Origin of the sequence: Paenibacillus sp. GYB003, from assembly GCF_036577625.1 — a bacterium.
Taxonomy (GTDB): Bacteria; Bacillota; Bacilli; order Paenibacillales; family NBRC-103111; genus Paenibacillus_AB.
This window is the reverse complement of record NZ_JARBDC010000034.1, coordinates 82,894-100,553: the sequence shown is the minus strand read 5'-3', so window position 1 is coordinate 100,553 and position 17,660 is coordinate 82,894. Positions and strand designations below refer to the sequence as shown.

Annotated in this window: 14 protein-coding genes and 1 tRNA gene; 9 read left to right on the top strand and 6 right to left on the bottom strand. The window is 58.7% G+C overall.

What is annotated here, in order from left to right:
• Positions 1-119: 119 nt before the first annotated feature.
• From PV407_RS12770 to PV407_RS12755, 4 genes are all read right to left on the bottom strand, one after another.
• On the bottom strand, positions 120-1,703 hold the full coding sequence (locus tag PV407_RS12770; RefSeq protein ID WP_332090311.1) for an extracellular solute-binding protein: 1,584 nt from the start codon (positions 1,701-1,703) through the stop codon (positions 120-122).
• A gap of 80 nt (positions 1,704-1,783) precedes the next feature.
• The gene (locus PV407_RS12765) at positions 1,784-2,656 is read right to left on the bottom strand and encodes a carbohydrate ABC transporter permease (RefSeq protein WP_332090310.1); all 873 of its coding nucleotides are present in this window, start codon (positions 2,654-2,656) and stop codon (positions 1,784-1,786) included.
• Positions 2,657-2,710: 54 nt separating this feature from the next.
• Positions 2,711-3,577, bottom strand: a complete 867-nt coding sequence (locus PV407_RS12760; RefSeq protein WP_332090332.1) for an ABC transporter permease — start codon at positions 3,575-3,577, stop codon at positions 2,711-2,713.
• 331 nt (positions 3,578-3,908) lie between these two features.
• Positions 3,909-6,218 (bottom strand): helix-turn-helix domain-containing protein, encoded by a 2,310-nt coding sequence (locus PV407_RS12755; protein ID WP_332090309.1) that lies wholly within the window; start codon positions 6,216-6,218, stop codon positions 3,909-3,911.
• A gap of 219 nt (positions 6,219-6,437) precedes the next feature.
• Here PV407_RS12755 and PV407_RS12750 point away from each other — a divergent pair.
• A tRNA-Thr gene (locus PV407_RS12750) sits at positions 6,438-6,510 on the top strand.
• Between the two features lie 118 nt (positions 6,511-6,628).
• Here PV407_RS12750 and PV407_RS12745 read toward each other — a convergent pair.
• Complete coding sequence (locus PV407_RS12745) at positions 6,629-7,042, bottom strand: DUF1259 domain-containing protein (protein ID WP_332090308.1); 414 nt, start codon at positions 7,040-7,042, stop codon at positions 6,629-6,631.
• Between the two features lie 213 nt (positions 7,043-7,255).
• On the opposite strand from PV407_RS12745, the gene PV407_RS12740 reads away from it, so the two are divergent.
• Positions 7,256-7,603 (top strand): DUF2512 family protein, encoded by a 348-nt coding sequence (locus PV407_RS12740; protein WP_332090307.1) that lies wholly within the window; start codon positions 7,256-7,258, stop codon positions 7,601-7,603.
• A 117-nt stretch (positions 7,604-7,720) separates the two neighbouring features.
• Here PV407_RS12740 and PV407_RS12735 read toward each other — a convergent pair whose 3' ends face one another.
• The gene (locus PV407_RS12735; protein WP_332090306.1) at positions 7,721-8,674 is read right to left on the bottom strand and encodes an SPL family radical SAM protein; all 954 of its coding nucleotides are present in this window, start codon (positions 8,672-8,674) and stop codon (positions 7,721-7,723) included.
• Between the two features lie 245 nt (positions 8,675-8,919).
• On the opposite strand from PV407_RS12735, the gene PV407_RS12730 reads away from it, so the two are divergent.
• From PV407_RS12730 to PV407_RS12700, 7 genes are all read left to right on the top strand, one after another.
• Positions 8,920-9,243, top strand: a complete 324-nt coding sequence (locus PV407_RS12730; protein WP_332090305.1) for a hypothetical protein — start codon at positions 8,920-8,922, stop codon at positions 9,241-9,243.
• A 134-nt stretch (positions 9,244-9,377) separates the two neighbouring features.
• Entirely contained in the window at positions 9,378-10,673 is a 1,296-nt protein-coding gene (locus PV407_RS12725) for an enolase C-terminal domain-like protein (protein ID WP_332090304.1), read from the top strand.
• Between the two features lie 341 nt (positions 10,674-11,014).
• On the top strand, positions 11,015-12,385 hold the full coding sequence (locus PV407_RS12720; RefSeq protein WP_332090303.1) for a sugar phosphate nucleotidyltransferase: 1,371 nt from the start codon (positions 11,015-11,017) through the stop codon (positions 12,383-12,385).
• Positions 12,386-12,411: 26 nt separating this feature from the next.
• A complete protein-coding gene (locus PV407_RS12715) occupies positions 12,412-12,648 on the top strand; it encodes a hypothetical protein (RefSeq protein ID WP_332090302.1) in 237 nt (78 codons plus the stop codon).
• Positions 12,618-14,972 carry a glycosyltransferase family 2 protein gene (locus PV407_RS12710; protein WP_332090301.1) on the top strand — a complete coding sequence of 785 codons (2,355 nt, stop codon included), beginning with the start codon at positions 12,618-12,620 and terminating at the stop codon, positions 14,970-14,972. The genes PV407_RS12715 and PV407_RS12710 overlap by 31 nt, the downstream gene beginning before the upstream one ends.
• Position 14,973: 1 nt before the next feature.
• Entirely contained in the window at positions 14,974-16,659 is a 1,686-nt protein-coding gene (locus PV407_RS12705) for a hypothetical protein (protein ID WP_332090300.1), read from the top strand.
• Positions 16,652-17,641: a glycosyltransferase family 2 protein gene (locus PV407_RS12700; RefSeq protein WP_332090299.1), complete on the top strand. Its 990-nt coding sequence runs from the start codon at positions 16,652-16,654 to the stop codon at positions 17,639-17,641. Before PV407_RS12705 ends, PV407_RS12700 begins: the two co-directional genes overlap by 8 nt.
• The last annotated feature ends 19 nt before the right edge of the window (positions 17,642-17,660 follow it).

Here is a 17,660-nt window from a genome sequence, read left to right as displayed (position 1 = left end):
TGTTGACAACAAGTATACCATTTGCCGCCATAAAAAGGAAACATACGTTTGCATTGCGACGCAAGCGGCGCCGCGCGGCTCCTTTCGAACCGGCGCGGCGCCGACGGCGGCTGCGGACGTTACTGGTTTTTGGCGGCTTTGATGCCGTCGTTCACTTCCTTCATCAGCTGGGCGCCGCCGCGGGATTTCCATTCCTCGATCATTTTGTCCCAATCGGATATCGGACGCTGGCCGGAAATCATTTTCGTCTGCTCGTCGATCAAATATTTGTCCAGCTCCGTCCCTTTGGACGCCTGCGTTTCCGAGTAGACGAGGTAGGACGGATCGTCGTACGGGTTTTTATTGTACGTCTTCTCCATCTGCTCGATCGTGGCGATAAACGCCTGCATTTCCGGCGAATTGTAAGACGCCTTGGAAAACTGGTTGGCGTCGTCGCTCGGCGCCCACGGCTTCCAAAACTCGTGGCGCTGCAGCATGTATTGGATCGGCGTATTCGATTCCTGGCCCGCTTTCGGCACCGCCTTGCCGTTCACCATGTCGTAGCCGACGCCGTTTCCGCCCATGATCCAGTCGAACTGCTGGTTTTGCGGCGTGCGCTGGTCGAGCGGGATGAACTGGCGGCCGTAATCGAGTATTTCCAAAATCTTTTTCACTTTGTCCGGATCGTTTTTCAGCTTGGCCGAAAGCGTCGTCAGTCCGAAGAAGCCGCGGCCCTTCAAGTTGCCCTGGGAGCCGTCCGGAGCTTTGAAGAACGGGATCGGCGCGACCTTCGCTTTCGGATCGACCTTCAGCAGGCCGGTGTAATAATCTTCGACCATCCCGCTCGGCGTGCCGATGAAAATGCCCGCTTTGCCGGAGTAAAATTCTTTGTTCGTCTGCGCCCAGTTGAGCACGGCGAAATCTTTCGTGACGGCGCCTTCCTTGTAGGCCGCGGTAAGCGTCTCGATCACTTCTTTGCGTCCCGGGCCGATCAAGCCCGGCATATAATTGCCGTCCTTGTCCTTATGATACCAGGCGCCGGACCAATAGGCTCCCATCGCATGGTTAGGGGAGATGCTTTCCCCGAGGGCGAAGCCGTACGTATCGTTTTTGCCGTTTTTGTCCGGATCGTTTTTCGTGAAGGCGATGGCGACGTCCAGCAGCTCCTTGTAGTTCGTCGGCATTTTCAGGCCGAGATTGTCGAGCCAGTCCTGGCGGATCGTTCCGGAGAACGTATACGTCGGCTGGTACATCGGGATGCTGTAAATTTTGCCGTTGACGCGGAATTGATCGTAAATCGTCTTCGGCACGCCTTTGAGCGTCGCGTACTGGTCGATGTATTCGTCGAGCGGCAGGAAAGCGCCTTGTCTCGCCCACTTGTAATAGTTCGAGTCCAAATCTTTGATCGCCACGACGTCCGGCATGTCGCCCGACGCCATAATGACGTTCAGCTTCTCTTTATAGTCGGACTGCAGCACGAACTGGGACTTGATGTTGGCGCCGAATTTTTGCTTGATCGCCTCTACGCCTTTTCCGTTCGGATCGGGGAAAATCGTATAAGCGAAGTTGAGGAAGCTGATGTCGTACGTTTTGTTCGTCTTCGGCGCGTTCGCGTCGCCGGATTTCGGCGTTTCTCCCGCGTTTTGGCCGCCGCCGGAGCAGGCGGCGAGCGAGGCGGACAGGACGGCTACGGCGACGAGGCCGGCGAATGTGTTTCCTTTCATGGCGGACACCTCCGGTATGGATGAGCTTTGTTTTTACAGACGGAACCCCTCGATCAATCTCGTCTTACGGTACGGTTCGCTTACCCTTTGACCGAACCGATCATCACCCCCTTGGCGAAGTGCTTTTGCAGAAACGGGTAGACGATCAAAATCGGCACCGTCGCCAGCAAAATGGCGGCCATCTGCGTCGTCTCCGCGGGCGGAGGCTGGATGTTGGCGAGCTGGTCGGCCTGGAGCGACGACGTGTCGTTGACGACGACGATTTGCCGGAGCAGCAGCTGAATCGGCCATAAGTTCGGATTGCTTATATACAGCATGCCGGTAAAGTACGAGTTCCAATGCATGACGGCGTAAAACAGGCCGAACGTGGCGAGTGCCGGCTTCGACAGCGGCAGCACGATGCGGGCGAATACGGTGAACGGTCCGGCGCCGTCGATCAAGGCGGCTTCGTTCAGCTCCTCCGGGATGCTTTTGAAAAACTGCGTAAACACGATCAAATTCCACGGGCTGATCAGCACCGGAATGATCAACGCCCAGATCGTATTGAGCAGGAACGTTTCCTTGACGATCAAGTACGTCGGAATAATGCCGGCGCTGAACAGAAACGTGAACAGCACCATGAACAGCAGCGGCTTTTGCCCGAAAAACGGCTTCGACAGCGCGTAAGCCATCGTGGACGTAAACGCCAGATTGAGCGCCGTGCCGAGCGCCGTAATCAAAATCGTCACGAAAATCGATTTGACGAACTTGTCGTTCGATAAAATGTACCGGTACGCGTCCGTCACCCAATGCTCGGGCCAGAAAATGAAGTCCTTGCGCAAAAATTCCTCCATCGACGAAAACGAAACGGAGAAAATGTACAGAAACGGGACGACCATCGCCGCCGCGATCAGGGCGAGTATGGCGACGTTCAGCCAATCGGCCGCCCGGCCGAGCCATGTGCGGTGCTCCATGCCGCATGCGCACCTCCTTTTCTTGGTATGACGCTTCGCTTTTTGGGGGTATGCCTAGTAGATTCCGTCTTCGCCGAACCGTTTGGCCAGCTTGTTGGCCGCCACGACCAGCACGAGTCCGACGACCGACTTGAACAGCCCGACCGCGGTCGCGAAGCTGAAGTCCGATTGCAGGACGCCTTTGTAGTACACGTACGTATCGAGCACTTCGCCGACCTGCTTGACGTACGGATTAAGCATCAGGAATATTTGTTCGAATCCGTTGTCGAGAACGGTGCCGAGCCGCAAAATGAGCAAAATGACGATCGTGCCGCGGATGGACGGAAGCGTAATGTTCCAGATGCGCCGCCACCGGTTCGCTCCGTCGACGATCGCCGCTTCGTACAGCTCGGGATTGACGCCGGCCAGCGCGGCCAGGAAGACGATCGTGCCCCAGCCCGATTCTTTCCAGATGACCTCCAGGACGATCAGCGGCTTGAACAAGTACGGCTGCTGCAAATACAAAATCGGCTCGGCCCCGAACAGATACCCCGTCAAGCTGTTGATCACCCCGTCGCTGCGCAGGAAGATGGTAACGAGCCCGATCACGACGACCCACGATAAAAAGTGCGGCAAATAGACGAGCGACTGAATGACCCGTTTGAACCATTCGTGCCGAACCTCGTTCAGCATGAGCGCGAGTACGATCGGAACGGGAAAAGCGAAGGCGATCTGCAAAAACGACAGCGTCAGCGTATTGATGAGCACCTGCACGACTTCGGCGTTGTCGAAGATGCTCCGGAAATGCTTGAGGCCGACCCAATCGCTGTGCAAAAAGCCTTGAAACGGGCTGTAATCCTGAAAGGCGATCACCGAGCCGAGCAGCGGCACGTATTTGTACAAAATGAAGTAAAGGGTGCCCGGCAAGGCGAACAAATACATGACTCTGCTTTTCCACAGCTTTCTCCCCAAGCCGGCCCATAGGCCGCCTTTCGGTCCGGGGACGCGGGATGCGGGCCGTTGTTGGTTTGCAATCGTTCTCAATTTGCGTGAACCCCCTTTCCGGTATAACCGGTCATCGTCTCGAATCGATTGCCGCCATCATAGGCGAGACGGAGTCAGCCTGTAAACGATCACTTTTTTCGAGACGCCGGGCAAAAGATGATACGCCCTGCAAAAGATGAGACTTGTCCGCATCCGGGGCGCCGTACGGCAAAAAAGCCTTCGCCGAAAAGGCGAAGGCCGCGGTCGCATTCCTTATCTCGAATTCGCGTTAAGCGAATCCGTCGGTGTGCCGGCGAACGGAATCCCGGTATTGGCCCGGCGACATTCCCGTCGTTTGCTTGAACGCCCGGGAAAAGTTTTGCGCCGTCGTATACCGCAGACGGTCGGCGATTTGCTTGATCGGCATATCGGAATGGGCGAGCCATTCCTTCGCCCGCGACATGCGCACCTCGATGCAGTAGTCCAAAAAGTTGACGTTCATCTCTTCCTTGAACATCCGGCTCAGCTGGGACGGCGACAGTCCGAACCGGGAAGCCGCTTCCTGCAGCGACAGATCGCCTTCGGTGCCGTTCATAATGTAATCGACGACCTGCTGCACGATTTTCGTTTGGTTCGGAACGGTCAATGTTTCGTAATGCTTTGCGAACGCCGGAAAAAATTGATGCTTGAACCAATCCCGCATCTTTTCGAGCGACTCCAGCTCGTTCACGCGGGCGTACACATTGTACGCAAACATCGACTGCAGCTCGAAGCCGAGCTGTTCCAGCAGGTGGTCGATTTCCGCGATCAAATTGGTGAAAATGCCCGTCACCGGCTTGAACCCGGTCAAATGGTGCGGAATGTCGCGGATCATCTCGTCGAATTCGGCATTGACGCCGCCCATGTCGCCTTCGGCGATCATTTTGACGATCGTCTTCTGCCGTTTGATCAAATTGCGCGCCGACAGCTTGAGCGTATCCATCGACTCGATCGCCCGATGGCCGATCGTCAAGTCGCTCCCGAGCAAATGGCGGAAGCTGAGCAGTTCGGCCGCCTCCATGTAGCTCTCGTGAATGCCGCGGTATTTCGGCCGGGCGCGGCTGACGCCGGCGGTCAGCGAAAACCGGAACAGCTCCTTCGCTTGACGGCGAATCCGTCCGGACAGCTGCTCGACTTGGCCGGCAAACGCGTCGTCCGGCTGCTCCGCGCCGACGATCAGCGCGACCTGCCCGACCGAAGGCGACACCGTTACCGAGGCGAACGGACCCGCGGCCGCTTCCGCGATCAGCTTCGTCAAGGCGTACATCATGAGCGACCGGTCTTTGCCCACGTAGCTGGCGCGGAATTCCGCGAACGCGTCCACTTCGAACAGGCAGACGACGAAGCTCGATTTTTGCTGCAGCGGCAACTCGTACTGCTTGGCCTTGAGCGCGAATTCGGATTCGTTCCATTCGCCCTGCAGCAGCTTGATCAGCATATTTTCCCGCAGCTGCGGCGCCTGCTCCCGAAGCTCGCTGTCCAGCCGCCGGTTCGTGTCGATCACCTGCTGCATGAAGGCGTCGAGCTGCTGCAACCCGTCCTGGGACGGCTTCGCCCGGCTCGGCAGCTTCAGGAGCAGCGTCCGGATCGGGGTATACAGCCGTTTCGAAGCGAGCAGGGCGATCAACCCCCACAGCAGCGCGAGGCAGCCGGCGATCAGCCAAGTGACTTTTTTGATCAGGCTCGCTTTCGCCGTCAATTCGCCCTGCGGCGCAATGATGACGTACGTCCAGTCGTTATAGCCGGACCGGTGAACGGATACATGATATTGTTCGTCGCCGTACGCGACCGCGTCGTTCGGCGATGCGGGCGACGTCTGCGCCAGCCGTTTGGCGAACGGGGCGGGGAGCGTCGTGCCGATTTCTTGCGGCTGCCGGCTCAGCACGATTCGGCCGGAATCGTTTACGACGAGCAACTGACTGTCCCCGCCCATCTGCACCGATTGCAGCAGCTCGTACAGCCGCGTCGGATCGGCTTCCAGAAACAGAACGCCGTCCACGGTCGACGAGCTGCCGATCGGCCGCACGATCAAAAAATCGCTCTGATTCGGATACGTATTCGACGGCAAAAACAAGGAGCCGGTAAATTTCGGCTCATATTGCCGGAGCGCCTCGTAATACGGGAAATCGTTTTTCGACAGCATTCCGTACAAGGTGGAGTAAACGGTGTCGAACCGGCCGTAGACCAAATGCACGTTAAACGGCAAATCCGACACGGTGCGGTATTTGCGAAGCGTGTTGACCATATCGAGCGTCGTTTCCAGCTTCTCGCGGTCGTCCATCGAAATGCCGAGACGGACCGACTTCTCGATCGTTACGTCCCCCGCGATCTGGATCGACATGTAGTCGAGACGCTTCAGCAGCGAGTCGACCTGCAGCTCGATTTGGCGAAGCGTCGCTTCATGCTTCGCGTTGACCTCGTCCTGAATGCTGGACGAGGCGACGTACGAGGCGGCGCTGCCGAGCAGCAGCACGGGCAGCACGCTGAGCACGATCGAGGTGATCAGCAGCTTCCGCTGAAACGGAAGTTTGCCCAATAATGGGATATGTTGTCCGAACATGTCGTTCACCAGCCCTTTTGCCGTTTACGCCGTATCCCGCCGATCACCGGTGAAAGCGTTTCGATATACCGTTATCATAAACGATATCGGACCGCTAGCCAATACGACTCCGAAACTTGCCATACCGCCTTGTCGAAGCCGATCAAAAAAAATGACGATAACGTGTTGACATTTAGCGAAAAATGAGTATTATATATTAAGTGCGAACCAAACAAGCACGCTGATGTAGCTCAGCTGGTAGAGCAACGCATTCGTAATGCGTAGGTCGGGGGTTCGAATCCCTTCATCAGCATCACCCTAACCCGGTAACAACGCGCTTTCTCGAGATCGAGGGGGTGCGTTTTTAATTTGGAACGACAAAGTCCCCGTCCGATTGGACGGGGATTTTTCGCAATTGCACAAATTTCGGATTACGGCCGAACGATCCGGGTCGTCAAAACGTTTAAAGCGTCGCGAACTTCTCTGGCGAAAACGAGCGGTCTTTCTTTCTTTTCAAAATGGATATACCAGAGATTCGGTTTGTCGAAGAGCCAGTGATTGTGCAGGGCGGTAACTTTGATATTGTGTCTTCTTAAGCGGGAAATGAAAGGATTGATTTCGGCCGTCAAAATAACGGTCTCTCCAAGGCACAGCGCGCGCCCGTCCCTACCGATGCTTTCGAATGAAAACGCCTGGGGGATCGCGAGAAACGACCGGCTTCGTTTGCCCAAAATAACGGGTCTAATGTTATTCCGGACTCTCGAGGCCGTGCAAACGCCGTTGATGATTTGCGCTCTAGCGCCGAGTATGTTCGCAAATCGACGGCAAAGAGGACTGACAGCCATTGTTCCCAGCTCCTTTATCGCAACCTTGGACTACACTCTCATCATATGAAGCTGGGTAACTATGGCTTGGATTAATAGACAAGGGAGAAAGGTATATTTTCGCCATCGGGTCGCGGCTGGGCTTCATTTCCATTCATAAATCGCATTTCATTGGGGAAAGTTTATAGTACCGCTCGACGAATACTATTTCACACTAGGTTGGGAGCTGAACCCATGGAAAACCGAACGCTCGTCAATTTTGTAATCAAGTGGGTTTTGAACGGGATCGTGGTCACGCTTTTGCTTCTGTATTTTGCCAATGTTACGTTTTGGCCGGCAGCGTTAGCCGCTACCATTCTCACGATTATCGCTTATTTTGTCGGCGACCAGCTCATTCTCCGCAATACCAATAATACGGTCGCGACCATAGCGGACGGGATTTTGACGTTTTTGTATTTGTACCTGATCGAGATGGTGTACAGTTGGGGCCTGTCGGTCGGAGAAATACTCGTCATTTCCGTTGTCGTGGCAATTTGCGAGGCGGTGCTGCATCGTTTGGTTTTTCAAGAGAGAGCCGTTTAGCATAAACGAAAACCGCATGCCGTCCGCTCCGTTCGACATGCGGCAAGGAAGAGCCGGCTGCCTCCGGAAGGCGGCGGCTTTTCTTTGTTCATCGGGCGTCTGCTTGACGTTTGCGCATCAAAATAAATACAGCTGCTGAACCGCGGGCGCGGACGGCTGCTCGGGCTCGGCCGCGGCCTCCGCGAGAGGAGGGCGGTTGAACGGTTCCGCGAAGCCGAGTCCGTGGCGCTCCAGCAGGAGCCGGATCGTCTGCTTCACCTGCGCGCGGTACGGCTCGGGGGCGTAAGCGGTACCGTTATACATGGCGGCATACGTTTCCGTCAGATGCGGGTAATGCTCATGCAGCGTGCGGAAAAACCATACTTTGACCTCGCGCGTGCTGAGGCGAAGCATCGAATGCATCACGCTGCGCGGCGCGCTGCTTGCCACGGCCTCGATCAAGGCGTCCAAATCGTCCGGGCGATCCGATAGATGCGGCAGGATCGGCGCCATAAACACGTTGGTCGCGATGCCTTCTTCGCCGAGACGGCGCACCGTTTCAAGCCGCTTGGCCGGAGAAGGAGTCGACGGCTCGAAATTGCGCCAGACGTCCGTTCGCAGCGTGCCGACGCTCATGTTGACGGAAACGGAGGGCATGCGCCGCAGCAAATCGAGATCGCGAACGATAAGCGGGGATCGCGTCGTGATCGATACCGGAATCGGGTAATCGGCCAACACTTCCAGGCAGGCGCGGGTCAGCTTGGCGTTCGCCTCGATTTGCTGGTAAGGGTCGGTCGCCGTTCCGATGGCGATGCGGCCGATCGAGCGGATCCCTTTGCGGGAGCGCGCTTTTTTCTCCAGCTGCGCCCGCAGCGCTTCGTGGCCTTCCGTTTTTATAAAAATGCGGTTTTGGAACGTATCGTCGGCTTCGACGCCCAAATACGAATGAGTGGCGCGGGCATAGCAGAAGGCGCAGCCGTGCTGGCACCCGCGATACGGATTGATCGACCATTCGAACGGCATCGAAGGAGCTTTGACCGCGCCCAGCATCGTCTTGACGGACAGCGGTTCGTAGGTGACATGACGTTTCATGGGCGTGGAACCTCCTTGTCGGATTCGATAGGGAACGTTTGTTCCTATTTTAACAAACCGCTCCGGTTTCCGCAATAACCGCCGTTCCGACGGCAGGTCGTGCTTCGCAGCCCGACCGCGGACGGGGAGCCCCCATTGCCTCGAGTCCGATGCCGCTTCGTTTCCCCGGTGCTACAATAAGATCATATACGGAAGATGCTTCGCGAAAGCCGAGCGATCGGCGAAAAGACCGGGAGGAATCGAACATGAGTTTATCGAGATTGATGAAATTCGTTACGGGCGGCATGGAAGCGTTTCTCGGCATTCCCGTACTCGGAGGCGCGTTTATCTTATCTACGGGCTATACCGCACTATGGGTCATGCTCGCTCTGCATATCGTTACGCTGCTCATCTGCCACAAGGAAAACGCGGGAAGGCTCGGCAGCATGATCGGGATCGTCACGTCGCTCCTCGGGGTCATCCCGGTCGTCGGAATGATCATGCACATCGTTACCGCCATCTCGCTCCTTTTGGGGGCTTTGGCGCAGCGGGACGGCGGCTATACGCGGCCCTACCGCCGGGTAAGGTAACGATCGCCTGCGCAGCGCTTGCCGAAACGTCGCCGGAATATCGGTTTCCGGCGATTTTTTTATGCCCATTTTTTCCGACGTGTAGTACAATATGGTCTATTCCAACTAAAGACAAGAACGGAGTGGACCGATACATGATTCGGATCGAGAAGGCGCTATACGCCGTAGAGAAGGAACCGCTCGCGACGCCGTTCGGATTCAAGGGCGGCTATTTGAGCGAGCTGTGGCAAACGGCGGCGAAGCTGTACAGCGAGGAAGGCCGTTCGGCCGTCGGACTGGGGGTGCAGAGCGTGCTGTGGTCCGATCCGCGCGTCTTTTTCGCTACTTCCGAAGCGGGCGGCAACGAGGCGATGCTGGCATTGACGAAGCGGGCGCTGCAGCTCGTCCGGGGGGAGGCGTGGAAGGAGCCGACCGAGCTGCTGGAGCGGCTCGTGGCGCCGGTTATGGCGTACGGGCGCGAAGTGACGGCGAGAACCGATCTGCGCGAGACGTTCGCGCTGAACGCGCTCGTTCCGATCGATCATGCCGCATGGCTGCTGTACGCGAAGCACGCCGGGGGCGAGACGTTCGACGATATGGTGCCCGAGCGGTTCAAGGCCGCGCTTCCCGAACGTCACCGGGTGCTCGCCTGCACGCCGGTCGTTTCGTACGGCCATGCCGAAGCGGACATCACCCGCATGCTGGATGACGGCTTTTTCGTTCTGAAGCTGAAGCTCGGCTCCGACCCGGACAAGGACGGCAGCTTGGACAAAATGCTGGAATGGGACAAGCGGCAGATCGAGCTCGTTCACCTGCTGGCGAAAGACCGGACGACGCCGTATACGGACAGCGGCCGGGTCGTCTATTATCTCGATTGCAACGGCCGGTACGACACGGCGGAGCGGGTGCAGCGGCTGCTCGATCATGCGGACCGCATCGGCGCGCTGGAGCGGACGATTTTGCTGGAGGAGCCGTTTCCCGAGGAAAACAAAACGGCGGTCGACCGCATTCCGGTGCGGGTGGCGGCCGACGAAAGCGTTCACCACGAGCGCGATGCGCGGGAGCGCATCGACCTCGGGTACGGCGCGATTACGCTCAAGCCGATCGCGAAGACGATGAGCGTCGCGCTGGCGGTGGCGAAGGCGGCGAAGGAGCGCGGCGTCCCTTGCTTTTGCGCCGATTTGACGGTCAATCCGTGGATGGTCGACTGGAATAAAAACGTGGCGGCCCGGCTTGCGCCGGTCCCTGGGCTGAAGGTCGGCTTGATCGAGTCGAACGGGCAGCAAAATTACGCCAACTGGCCGGCGATGATCGGCTATCATCCGACTCCCGATGCGTCGTGGATACGTCCCGACAACGGCGTCTTTCATTTGGACGACTCGTTTTATGCGGCGGGCGGCGGGTCGTTCGGCACGAGCGCCCACTACGAATCGCTGCCGTTCGGCGAATGAATCCGGAACGGCCGATGCCGTTCGCGGGACGAGGATCATGGAACCCGCACGTCTGGAAGCCTCTCGTTGAGGCTTCTTTTTTTGTTGAATCGTGTCGAATGAATGCGGTGTCGAAAGCTCGGAAAAATGATCCATTGGTCGGAGCCGGGATTTTAACGAATATTGATGAAAATTTGAAACAAACACCATCACTATACGTATTTTCACTATGCTATGATAGGTGTAGATACGATGATTTCGGACGGGCTGCGGGCTTTCGGGGATCGCCGCGGGCGGCGGAAAAGCTTAAAAAATGATGGCGCATTTTGTCGGAAAATGAAGGAAAGAAGGATGATCGGTTTATGAAAATCATACTGCTTTCCGGAGGGGCCGGCATGCGCCTTTGGCCGCTATCGGGGGAGAAGCATCCGAAGCAGCTGCTGAAGCTGCTCGCCGACGACGCGGGACGGCCCGCGTCGATGCTGCAGCGGATTTGGGAACGCTTGAAGCGGAGCGGCCTGGAGCGCGAGGCCGTGATCGCCGCGGCCGCGGGACAGCGCGAGGCGATCGTCGCCCAGCTCGGAGACGGGATCGATCTCGTGATCGAGCCCGCGAAGCGCGATACGTTTCCGGCCGTCCTGCTTTCCGCCTACTACCTGCGCGCGCGCCGGGGCTGCGGCGGGGACGAGCCCGTGCTCGTCCTGCCGGTCGACAGCCTGGCCGACGACGCCTTTTACGACGCCGTTTTTCGGCTGCCGGAAGCGCTGGAACGAAGCGGGGCCCAACTGGCGCTGCTCGGCATCAAGCCGGGCTATCCGTCGGACAAGTACGGATACATCGTTCCGGACCGGACGGTCCGGTCGGCGGGGGAGCCGGTGTCCGTCCTCCGGTTCCGCGAGAAGCCGCCGAAGCCGGAGGCAGCCGAGCTGATCGGGCAGGGCGCGCTTTGGAACGGCGGCGTATTTTGCTTTCGCGCGGACTATTTGCGGGATTTGGCGAAGCGGCGGGGGCTGCCGGAAACGTACGAAGGGCTGCTTGCGGTCTTTCCGGACATGGCCGCGCAAAGCTTCGATTACGCGGTCGTCGAGAAGGAGAGCCGCATCGCCGCCGTCGTCTACGACGGTCCGTGGAAAGATTTGGGGACGTGGTGCTCGCTTACCGAGTCGATCCGCGCGCCCATGCTCGGGAGCGGCGTGATGACGGACGATTGCCGGAATACGCACGTCGTCAACGTGACGGATACGCCCGTCGTCGCCGTCGGTTTGACGGACATCGTCGTTGCGGTCGGCGGGGACGGCATTCTCGTCGCCGACAAACGGAAGAGCTCCGCGCTGAAGGACGCGCTCCGGCTGCTGCCGACGGGCGAAGAGCGATCCTCGCCGGCCGAAGGAAGGAGCGAGCGGCTGCTCGACCGTCAGCCGCAGGAGGACGGAGGCTGGGTCGAGACGCGGAAAATTCGGCTGGAGCCGGGCGCCTCGCTTATTCATCCCAGGGCGAAAAGCGCCGGCTGCGCGGCGTCCTGGACGATCGTAAAAGGAACGGGCAAGCTGACGAAGAACGGAAGGGCCGCTTATCCGCGAGCGGGACGCACGGTCCTGCTCGACGAAGGAGACTCGGCGGAGCTGCTCGCTTTGGAGCGGCTGGAATTGATCGAGATCGGAGCAAGCCGCGGGGAGCGGGCCGATTCGGCGGCCGGGAACGGCGCGAGCGACGGAAGCGGCACGACAGCATGAACAGCACGATGAAGGAGGAACCGCGGGTGAGCGAACATGCGCTTTTCGGGTACGATCCGCGTAAGGTGAAGCGGTATATGGAGCGGCTGGAGAGCAAAGCGGAATTTCTCGAACGAAAACAGCGCGGCCAGAGAGAGACGTTTTTGTCGAAGCAAGCGGGGCTGCTGAGGCAAATCGCGGAAGCCGAGCGCGAGCTGGCCGAGCTGGAAACGATGGAAGCGAACCTGAAGCAATGGATCAGACGAAACCGAAGCTCGGTATAAGCTGGTTCGGGCTCCGCAGACCCGAAACGGACCGGGACATCGCAGAAATCGAGCATTGGCTGGAAACGTTCGAGGAGCAGGTGGAGCAAGAGAAGCGCGAGCAGGACCGCGAGCTGAGGGAGCTGGAACGGAAGCTGCAGTGGCTGAAGGCGGAGGCGGCGAGCCGGAACGAAGCGATCGACCGGCTGATCGCCTTGAAGCTGGACATGATGGACAGCGAAGGGTTCCGGCCGGCCGACGACGATACGACGGGCGGCGAAGGGAACGGGCTTCGTCTCGGCGATCGGCTGGTGGCGGCCGGACTCATAACCGTCCGGCAACTGAACGAAGCGATGGATCGGCAAAGGCGGATCGGCGGCCGGTTGGGCGACCGGCTTTTGGAGATGAACGCCGTCACGAAGGAGCAGATCGAAGCCGCGTCCGATTTGCCGGCGCATAAAGGCAGGCTCGGCGAAATGCTCGTCGAAAGCGGCGCGATCACGAAGGAGCAGCTGGACGAAGCGCTCGCCTTCCAGCGCCGCAGCGGCGGCATGCTGGGCGACATTCTCATGTCGCTGCGGATGATCGAGCCGGATAAGCTGTACCGGTTCGTCGCGACGCAAAACAATCTGGGCCGGATCGGCACGGAGTTTTCGTTCGGGAACGCGGCGAAGCTTCCGGAGGAAACGGCGCGACGGTACAATGCGGTCGTCGTGCACCAGGACAAGACCCGATGTCTCGTCGCCGTCGGGGCGCCGCTGCAGGAGCCGCAGCTGCTGGATATCGAGACGCAAGTCGGCATGCCGGTCGAGCAAGTGCTCGCCACGCGCGAGGAATTGGAATATTTCTGGAAAGAAATCTACAAGTCCGAGCTGCTCGTCGAAAGCACGCGCAAGCTCGTGCAGGAGCAGCCGCAAAATTCCGCCCACGTTACGTTCACGAAGCCGCAGCTGGCGCTTCTCGCCGTTTTCGGGGCGGCGCTGCTCGTCTGCATCGGCTTGAACGCGCTGCGGACGCTGATCGTGCTGAACATTGTCGTCCAGCTGTTTTATTTCGCCATGACGCTGTTCAAGTTCATGATCATTTTGTACGGCACGAGAGAGAACGCGCAAATCTGCATAACGCCGGAGGAAATCGAGCTGATCGACGAGCGGACGCTGCCGGTGTATACGATTCTGGTACCGATGTACAAGGAGAGCGAAGTCATCCCCCAGCTGCTCGACAACATCGAGAAGCTCGACTATCCGAAGGCGAAGCTGGACGTCCGGCTGCTGATCGAGGAGGACGATATCGAGGCGCAGCGCATGCTCGAGGAGATGAAGCTGCCGCCGTATTATACGACGATCGTCGTGCCGGACAGCTTGCCGAAGACGAAGCCGAAGGCGTGCAATTACGGGCTCATTCGGGCGCGGGGCGAATATGTCGTCATTTTCGACGCGGAAGACCGGCCCGATCCGGATCAGCTCAAAAAGGTGCATGCCGCTTTCCTGCGCAGCCCGGATCATTGTTCCTGCATTCAAGCGAAGCTGAACTATTTCAACAGCGGGCAAAACATGCTGACGCGCTGGTTTACGCAGGAATACAGCATGTGGTTCGAACTGCTGCTGCCCGGCGTCATGCAGCTCGACATTCCGATCCCGCTCGGCGGCACGTCGAACCATTTCAAAATGTCCGTCCTCAAGGAAGTGAACGCCTGGGATCCGTACAATGTGACCGAGGACGCCGATCTTGGCATCCGCCTCTATAAATCCGGCTATACGACGGCGATCGTCGATTCCCGCACGTGGGAGGAGGCGAACAGCCGGACGGGCAACTGGATTCGCCAGCGGTCGCGCTGGATCAAAGGGTATATGCAAACCTGGCTCGTCCATATGCGCAATCCGCTGCGGCTGTGGCGCGAGCTCGGCACGAAAGGGTTTCTCGGCTTTCAGGTGATGGTGCTGGCGACGCCGATGCTGCCGCTGCTCAATCCGATTTATTGGCTGATGCTCGTGCTGTGGTACGGCTGGAAGCTGGACGTCATTCCGCAGTTTTTTCCGGGAATCATTTACTACTTTTCGGCGCTGGAATTTTTGCTCGGCAACTTTTTGTTCGTGTTCACCAACATTGCGGGCGTTTATTGGGTCGTCCGGGAGCTGGAGCTTCGGCGGCAGTACGATTTCTCGTACGGCTTGGTCAAATACGCGCTTCTGACGCCGATCTACTGGGCGCTCATGAGCATCGCCGCGTTCAAGGCGGCATGGCAGCTCGTGACGAAGCCGTTCTATTGGGAAAAGACGGTTCACGGGCTGACGACGGGACCTGCCGGGCCGGACACGACGAAGGCGGCGGGAGGTGGCATGTGACATGTCCGCATCGACGACGGCGGCGGTCGGCGAGGAGCGGATGACCGGCATCCGTTCGCTTTCCGCCGCAAGCAAGCGCCCGCTTCTGCTGACCTTGTTGTTTCTGTTTGTTTTCGCCGCGGAGTTCGCGCTCGGGTTTTATTACGCCTATACGCTCAATTATACGCATTCGGACGCGATGAGCCGCGTCGCCAACGCATTTTACGTGTTATACAGCCGCGATCCCCACCTGGCCGCGATCGGCTTCGTATGGAATCCGCTGCCGAGCCTGGTCGACATGCTCTTTTTGCTGGCGTATCCGGTGCTGCCATCCGTCGCGACATTCGGCTTGGCGGGAGTGGCGATGAGCTCGCTGTTTGCGGCCGCCACCGCCAGCCTGCTTGCGGCGGAAGCGCTCCGTTATGGACACGGCGTTTTTGTCGGCGTTTCCCTGGCGCTCGCGTACTGTCTCAATCCGTTTATTTTCTTGTTCGGCTCGAACGGCCTCAGCGACGCGGCTTTTAATTTTTTCATCATGTGGACGGTCATGGCGTTTGTGCGCTGGTTTCGCGACGAGAAGCCGTTCGGTCTCGTAACGGCTTCCTTCACGCTGGCGCTCGCATTTTGGACGCGCTACGAAGCGGTTCCGTTTGGCGCGGCGCTATGCGTCGGAACGCTGACGGCGACGCTGCTCGTCCATCGCCGGATGGCGGAGAAGCCGCTGGAGCAAAGACGCTGGAAGTACCAATCGTTTCGCGGGGAAGGAACGCTCGTTTTGCTGCTGTCGCCGGTCGTTTATTCCGGCCTGCTGTGGATTTTGTGGAATTATTTGATTATGGGCAACCCGCTGTATTTTTTGAATTCGGAATATTCGAATGTGGCGCAAGCCGGCATATTGGCCATGGATTCGGAATTTACGAGCATGGTCGGCTCCCCGAAGCTGGCGCTGCTGAAAGTGCTGGAAAAGACGGCGTATTACGCCGTTCCTCTTGGCGCCATCGCCCTGCTTCGGATGTTGGGCGGTCGCCTGCTTCGCTGGGATTTCATCGTTCTCGTCTTGCTGTTCGTTTCGATTCCGGCGCTACAACTGCTGATGCTGCTGAAAGGCACTTCGTTCGCATGGTTCCGCTATTTCATGTATGGCTTCCCGATTACGGTCGCCTGGCTCCCGTACGAGATGGGCCAAATTCGGAAATGGAAGAAGGCGGGACGCTTGCTGTTGCTTGCCTCGCTGGTCGGCAGCGCCGTGCTGCTCACCTACGCGATGTCGAAGCCGGAAATTGCGCCGGACGAACATGCGTATATTACGACGAGCGGCCATCTTGAGGAACAGCGCATCGAGCAATCGATAGCCGATTATTTCAACGAGAATTTGCCGGATGCCGTCATCATGATGGATTCGTATTCGGCCTATCGCATTATTTTGAAGTCCGGTCGCCCGGAACGGTATGTCATAACGAGCGATCGGATATTCCGCAAGGCGATGAGCGATCCTCACGCCTACGGAATCGACTATATTTTGCTGCCACGGCCGACGAAGGAGTCCGACGGCAGCGCCATTAACGTAACGTATCCGAACTTGTACGCGAACGGGGCGGAATGGTGCGAGCTTTATCGGGAATTCGGCGACAACAGATGGAGGCTGTACAAAGTCACCGGGCCGACGGGGTACGGCCTGCATAAGAAAGGAGGAGTCGGCGATGGTTGATCAGCGGTACGTCCCGGAGCTGTCCGTCGTTATACCGGCCTACAACGAACAACATCAGCTCGAGCGCACGCTGGAGGCGGTCGGCTTCCATGCCGGACGCGCCAGTTCGCGGTACGAAATCATCGTCGTCGACGACGGCTCCTCCGACTCCACGTGGGACGTCCTGCAGCAGTGCGCCATGCGGATGCGGGGTGTGAGAGGGATCCGGCTCAGCCGCAACTTCGGCAAGGAGACGGCGCTGTGCGCGGGGCTCGAAGAGGCGCGGGGCGCCGCCGTCATCGTGATGGACGCCGACCTGCAGCATCCTCCCGAGCTGATCGCGATGATGGTGCACCTGTGGCGGACGGACGCCAAAGCCGACATCGTCGAAGGGATCAAACGGGTGCGCGGTACGGAGCCGCTGACCAAGCGGCTCGGCGCGAAGGCGTTTTACGGCGCGCTGACGCGGCTGACCGGACATCGCTTCGAGGGCGCCTCCGATTACAAGCTGCTCGACCGCAAGGTGGTCGACGCCTGGAAGCGGCTCCCGGAGCGGACGACGTTTTTCCGCGGAATGATCGTATGGCTCGGCTTCCGTACCGTGCAGGTCGAATTCGACGTGCCGCCCCGCTCGGGCGGGAAGACGCGGTGGAGCTTCCTGTCGCTGGCGAAGCTCGCCCTGAACGCGATCATCGCCTACTCGGCCGTGCCGCTGCGGTTGATCGGCGTCGTCGGCTTGCTGTTTTTGCTCGGCGCGTTCGCGCTCGGGGCGCAGACGCTGTTCCGGAAATGGACGGGCGACGCGGTGACCGGCTTTACGACGGTCATCTTGCTGCTGCTCGTCATCGGCAGCGCCGTCATGATTTCGCTTTCCACGATCGGCGAATACGTGGCGGCGATTTACAACGAAGTAAAGGGACGCCCCCGCTATTTGATCCGGGAGCGGGTCGAACGCGAAACGGAGGGGAACGAGCTTGCGCTATCCGGAAGCCGGCACGCCTAGCCGGCTGGTGAAGTACGGT

Bases quoted from the DNA above. Each gene is read 5' to 3' on its own strand.
- PV407_RS12770 (WP_332090311.1), bottom strand. From the start codon at position 1,703: ATGAAAGGAAACACATTCGCCGGCCTCGTCGCCGTAGCCGTCCTGTCC.
- PV407_RS12765 (WP_332090310.1), bottom strand. From the start codon at position 2,656: ATGGAGCACCGCACATGGCTCGGCCGGGCGGCCGATTGGCTGAACGTC.
- PV407_RS12760 (WP_332090332.1), bottom strand. From the start codon at position 3,577: ATGTATTTGTTCGCCTTGCCGGGCACCCTTTACTTCATTTTGTACAAA.
- PV407_RS12755 (WP_332090309.1), bottom strand. From the start codon at position 6,218: ATGTTCGGACAACATATCCCATTATTGGGCAAACTTCCGTTTCAGCGG.
- PV407_RS12745 (WP_332090308.1), bottom strand. From the start codon at position 7,042: ATGGCTGTCAGTCCTCTTTGCCGTCGATTTGCGAACATACTCGGCGCT.
- PV407_RS12740 (WP_332090307.1), top strand. From the start codon at position 7,256: ATGGAAAACCGAACGCTCGTCAATTTTGTAATCAAGTGGGTTTTGAAC.
- PV407_RS12735 (WP_332090306.1), bottom strand. From the start codon at position 8,674: ATGAAACGTCATGTCACCTACGAACCGCTGTCCGTCAAGACGATGCTG.
- PV407_RS12730 (WP_332090305.1), top strand. From the start codon at position 8,920: ATGAGTTTATCGAGATTGATGAAATTCGTTACGGGCGGCATGGAAGCG.
- PV407_RS12725 (WP_332090304.1), top strand. From the start codon at position 9,378: ATGATTCGGATCGAGAAGGCGCTATACGCCGTAGAGAAGGAACCGCTC.
- PV407_RS12720 (WP_332090303.1), top strand. From the start codon at position 11,015: ATGAAAATCATACTGCTTTCCGGAGGGGCCGGCATGCGCCTTTGGCCG.
- PV407_RS12710 (WP_332090301.1), top strand. From the start codon at position 12,618: ATGGATCAGACGAAACCGAAGCTCGGTATAAGCTGGTTCGGGCTCCGC.
- PV407_RS12705 (WP_332090300.1), top strand. From the start codon at position 14,974: ATGTCCGCATCGACGACGGCGGCGGTCGGCGAGGAGCGGATGACCGGC.
- PV407_RS12700 (WP_332090299.1), top strand. From the start codon at position 16,652: ATGGTTGATCAGCGGTACGTCCCGGAGCTGTCCGTCGTTATACCGGCC.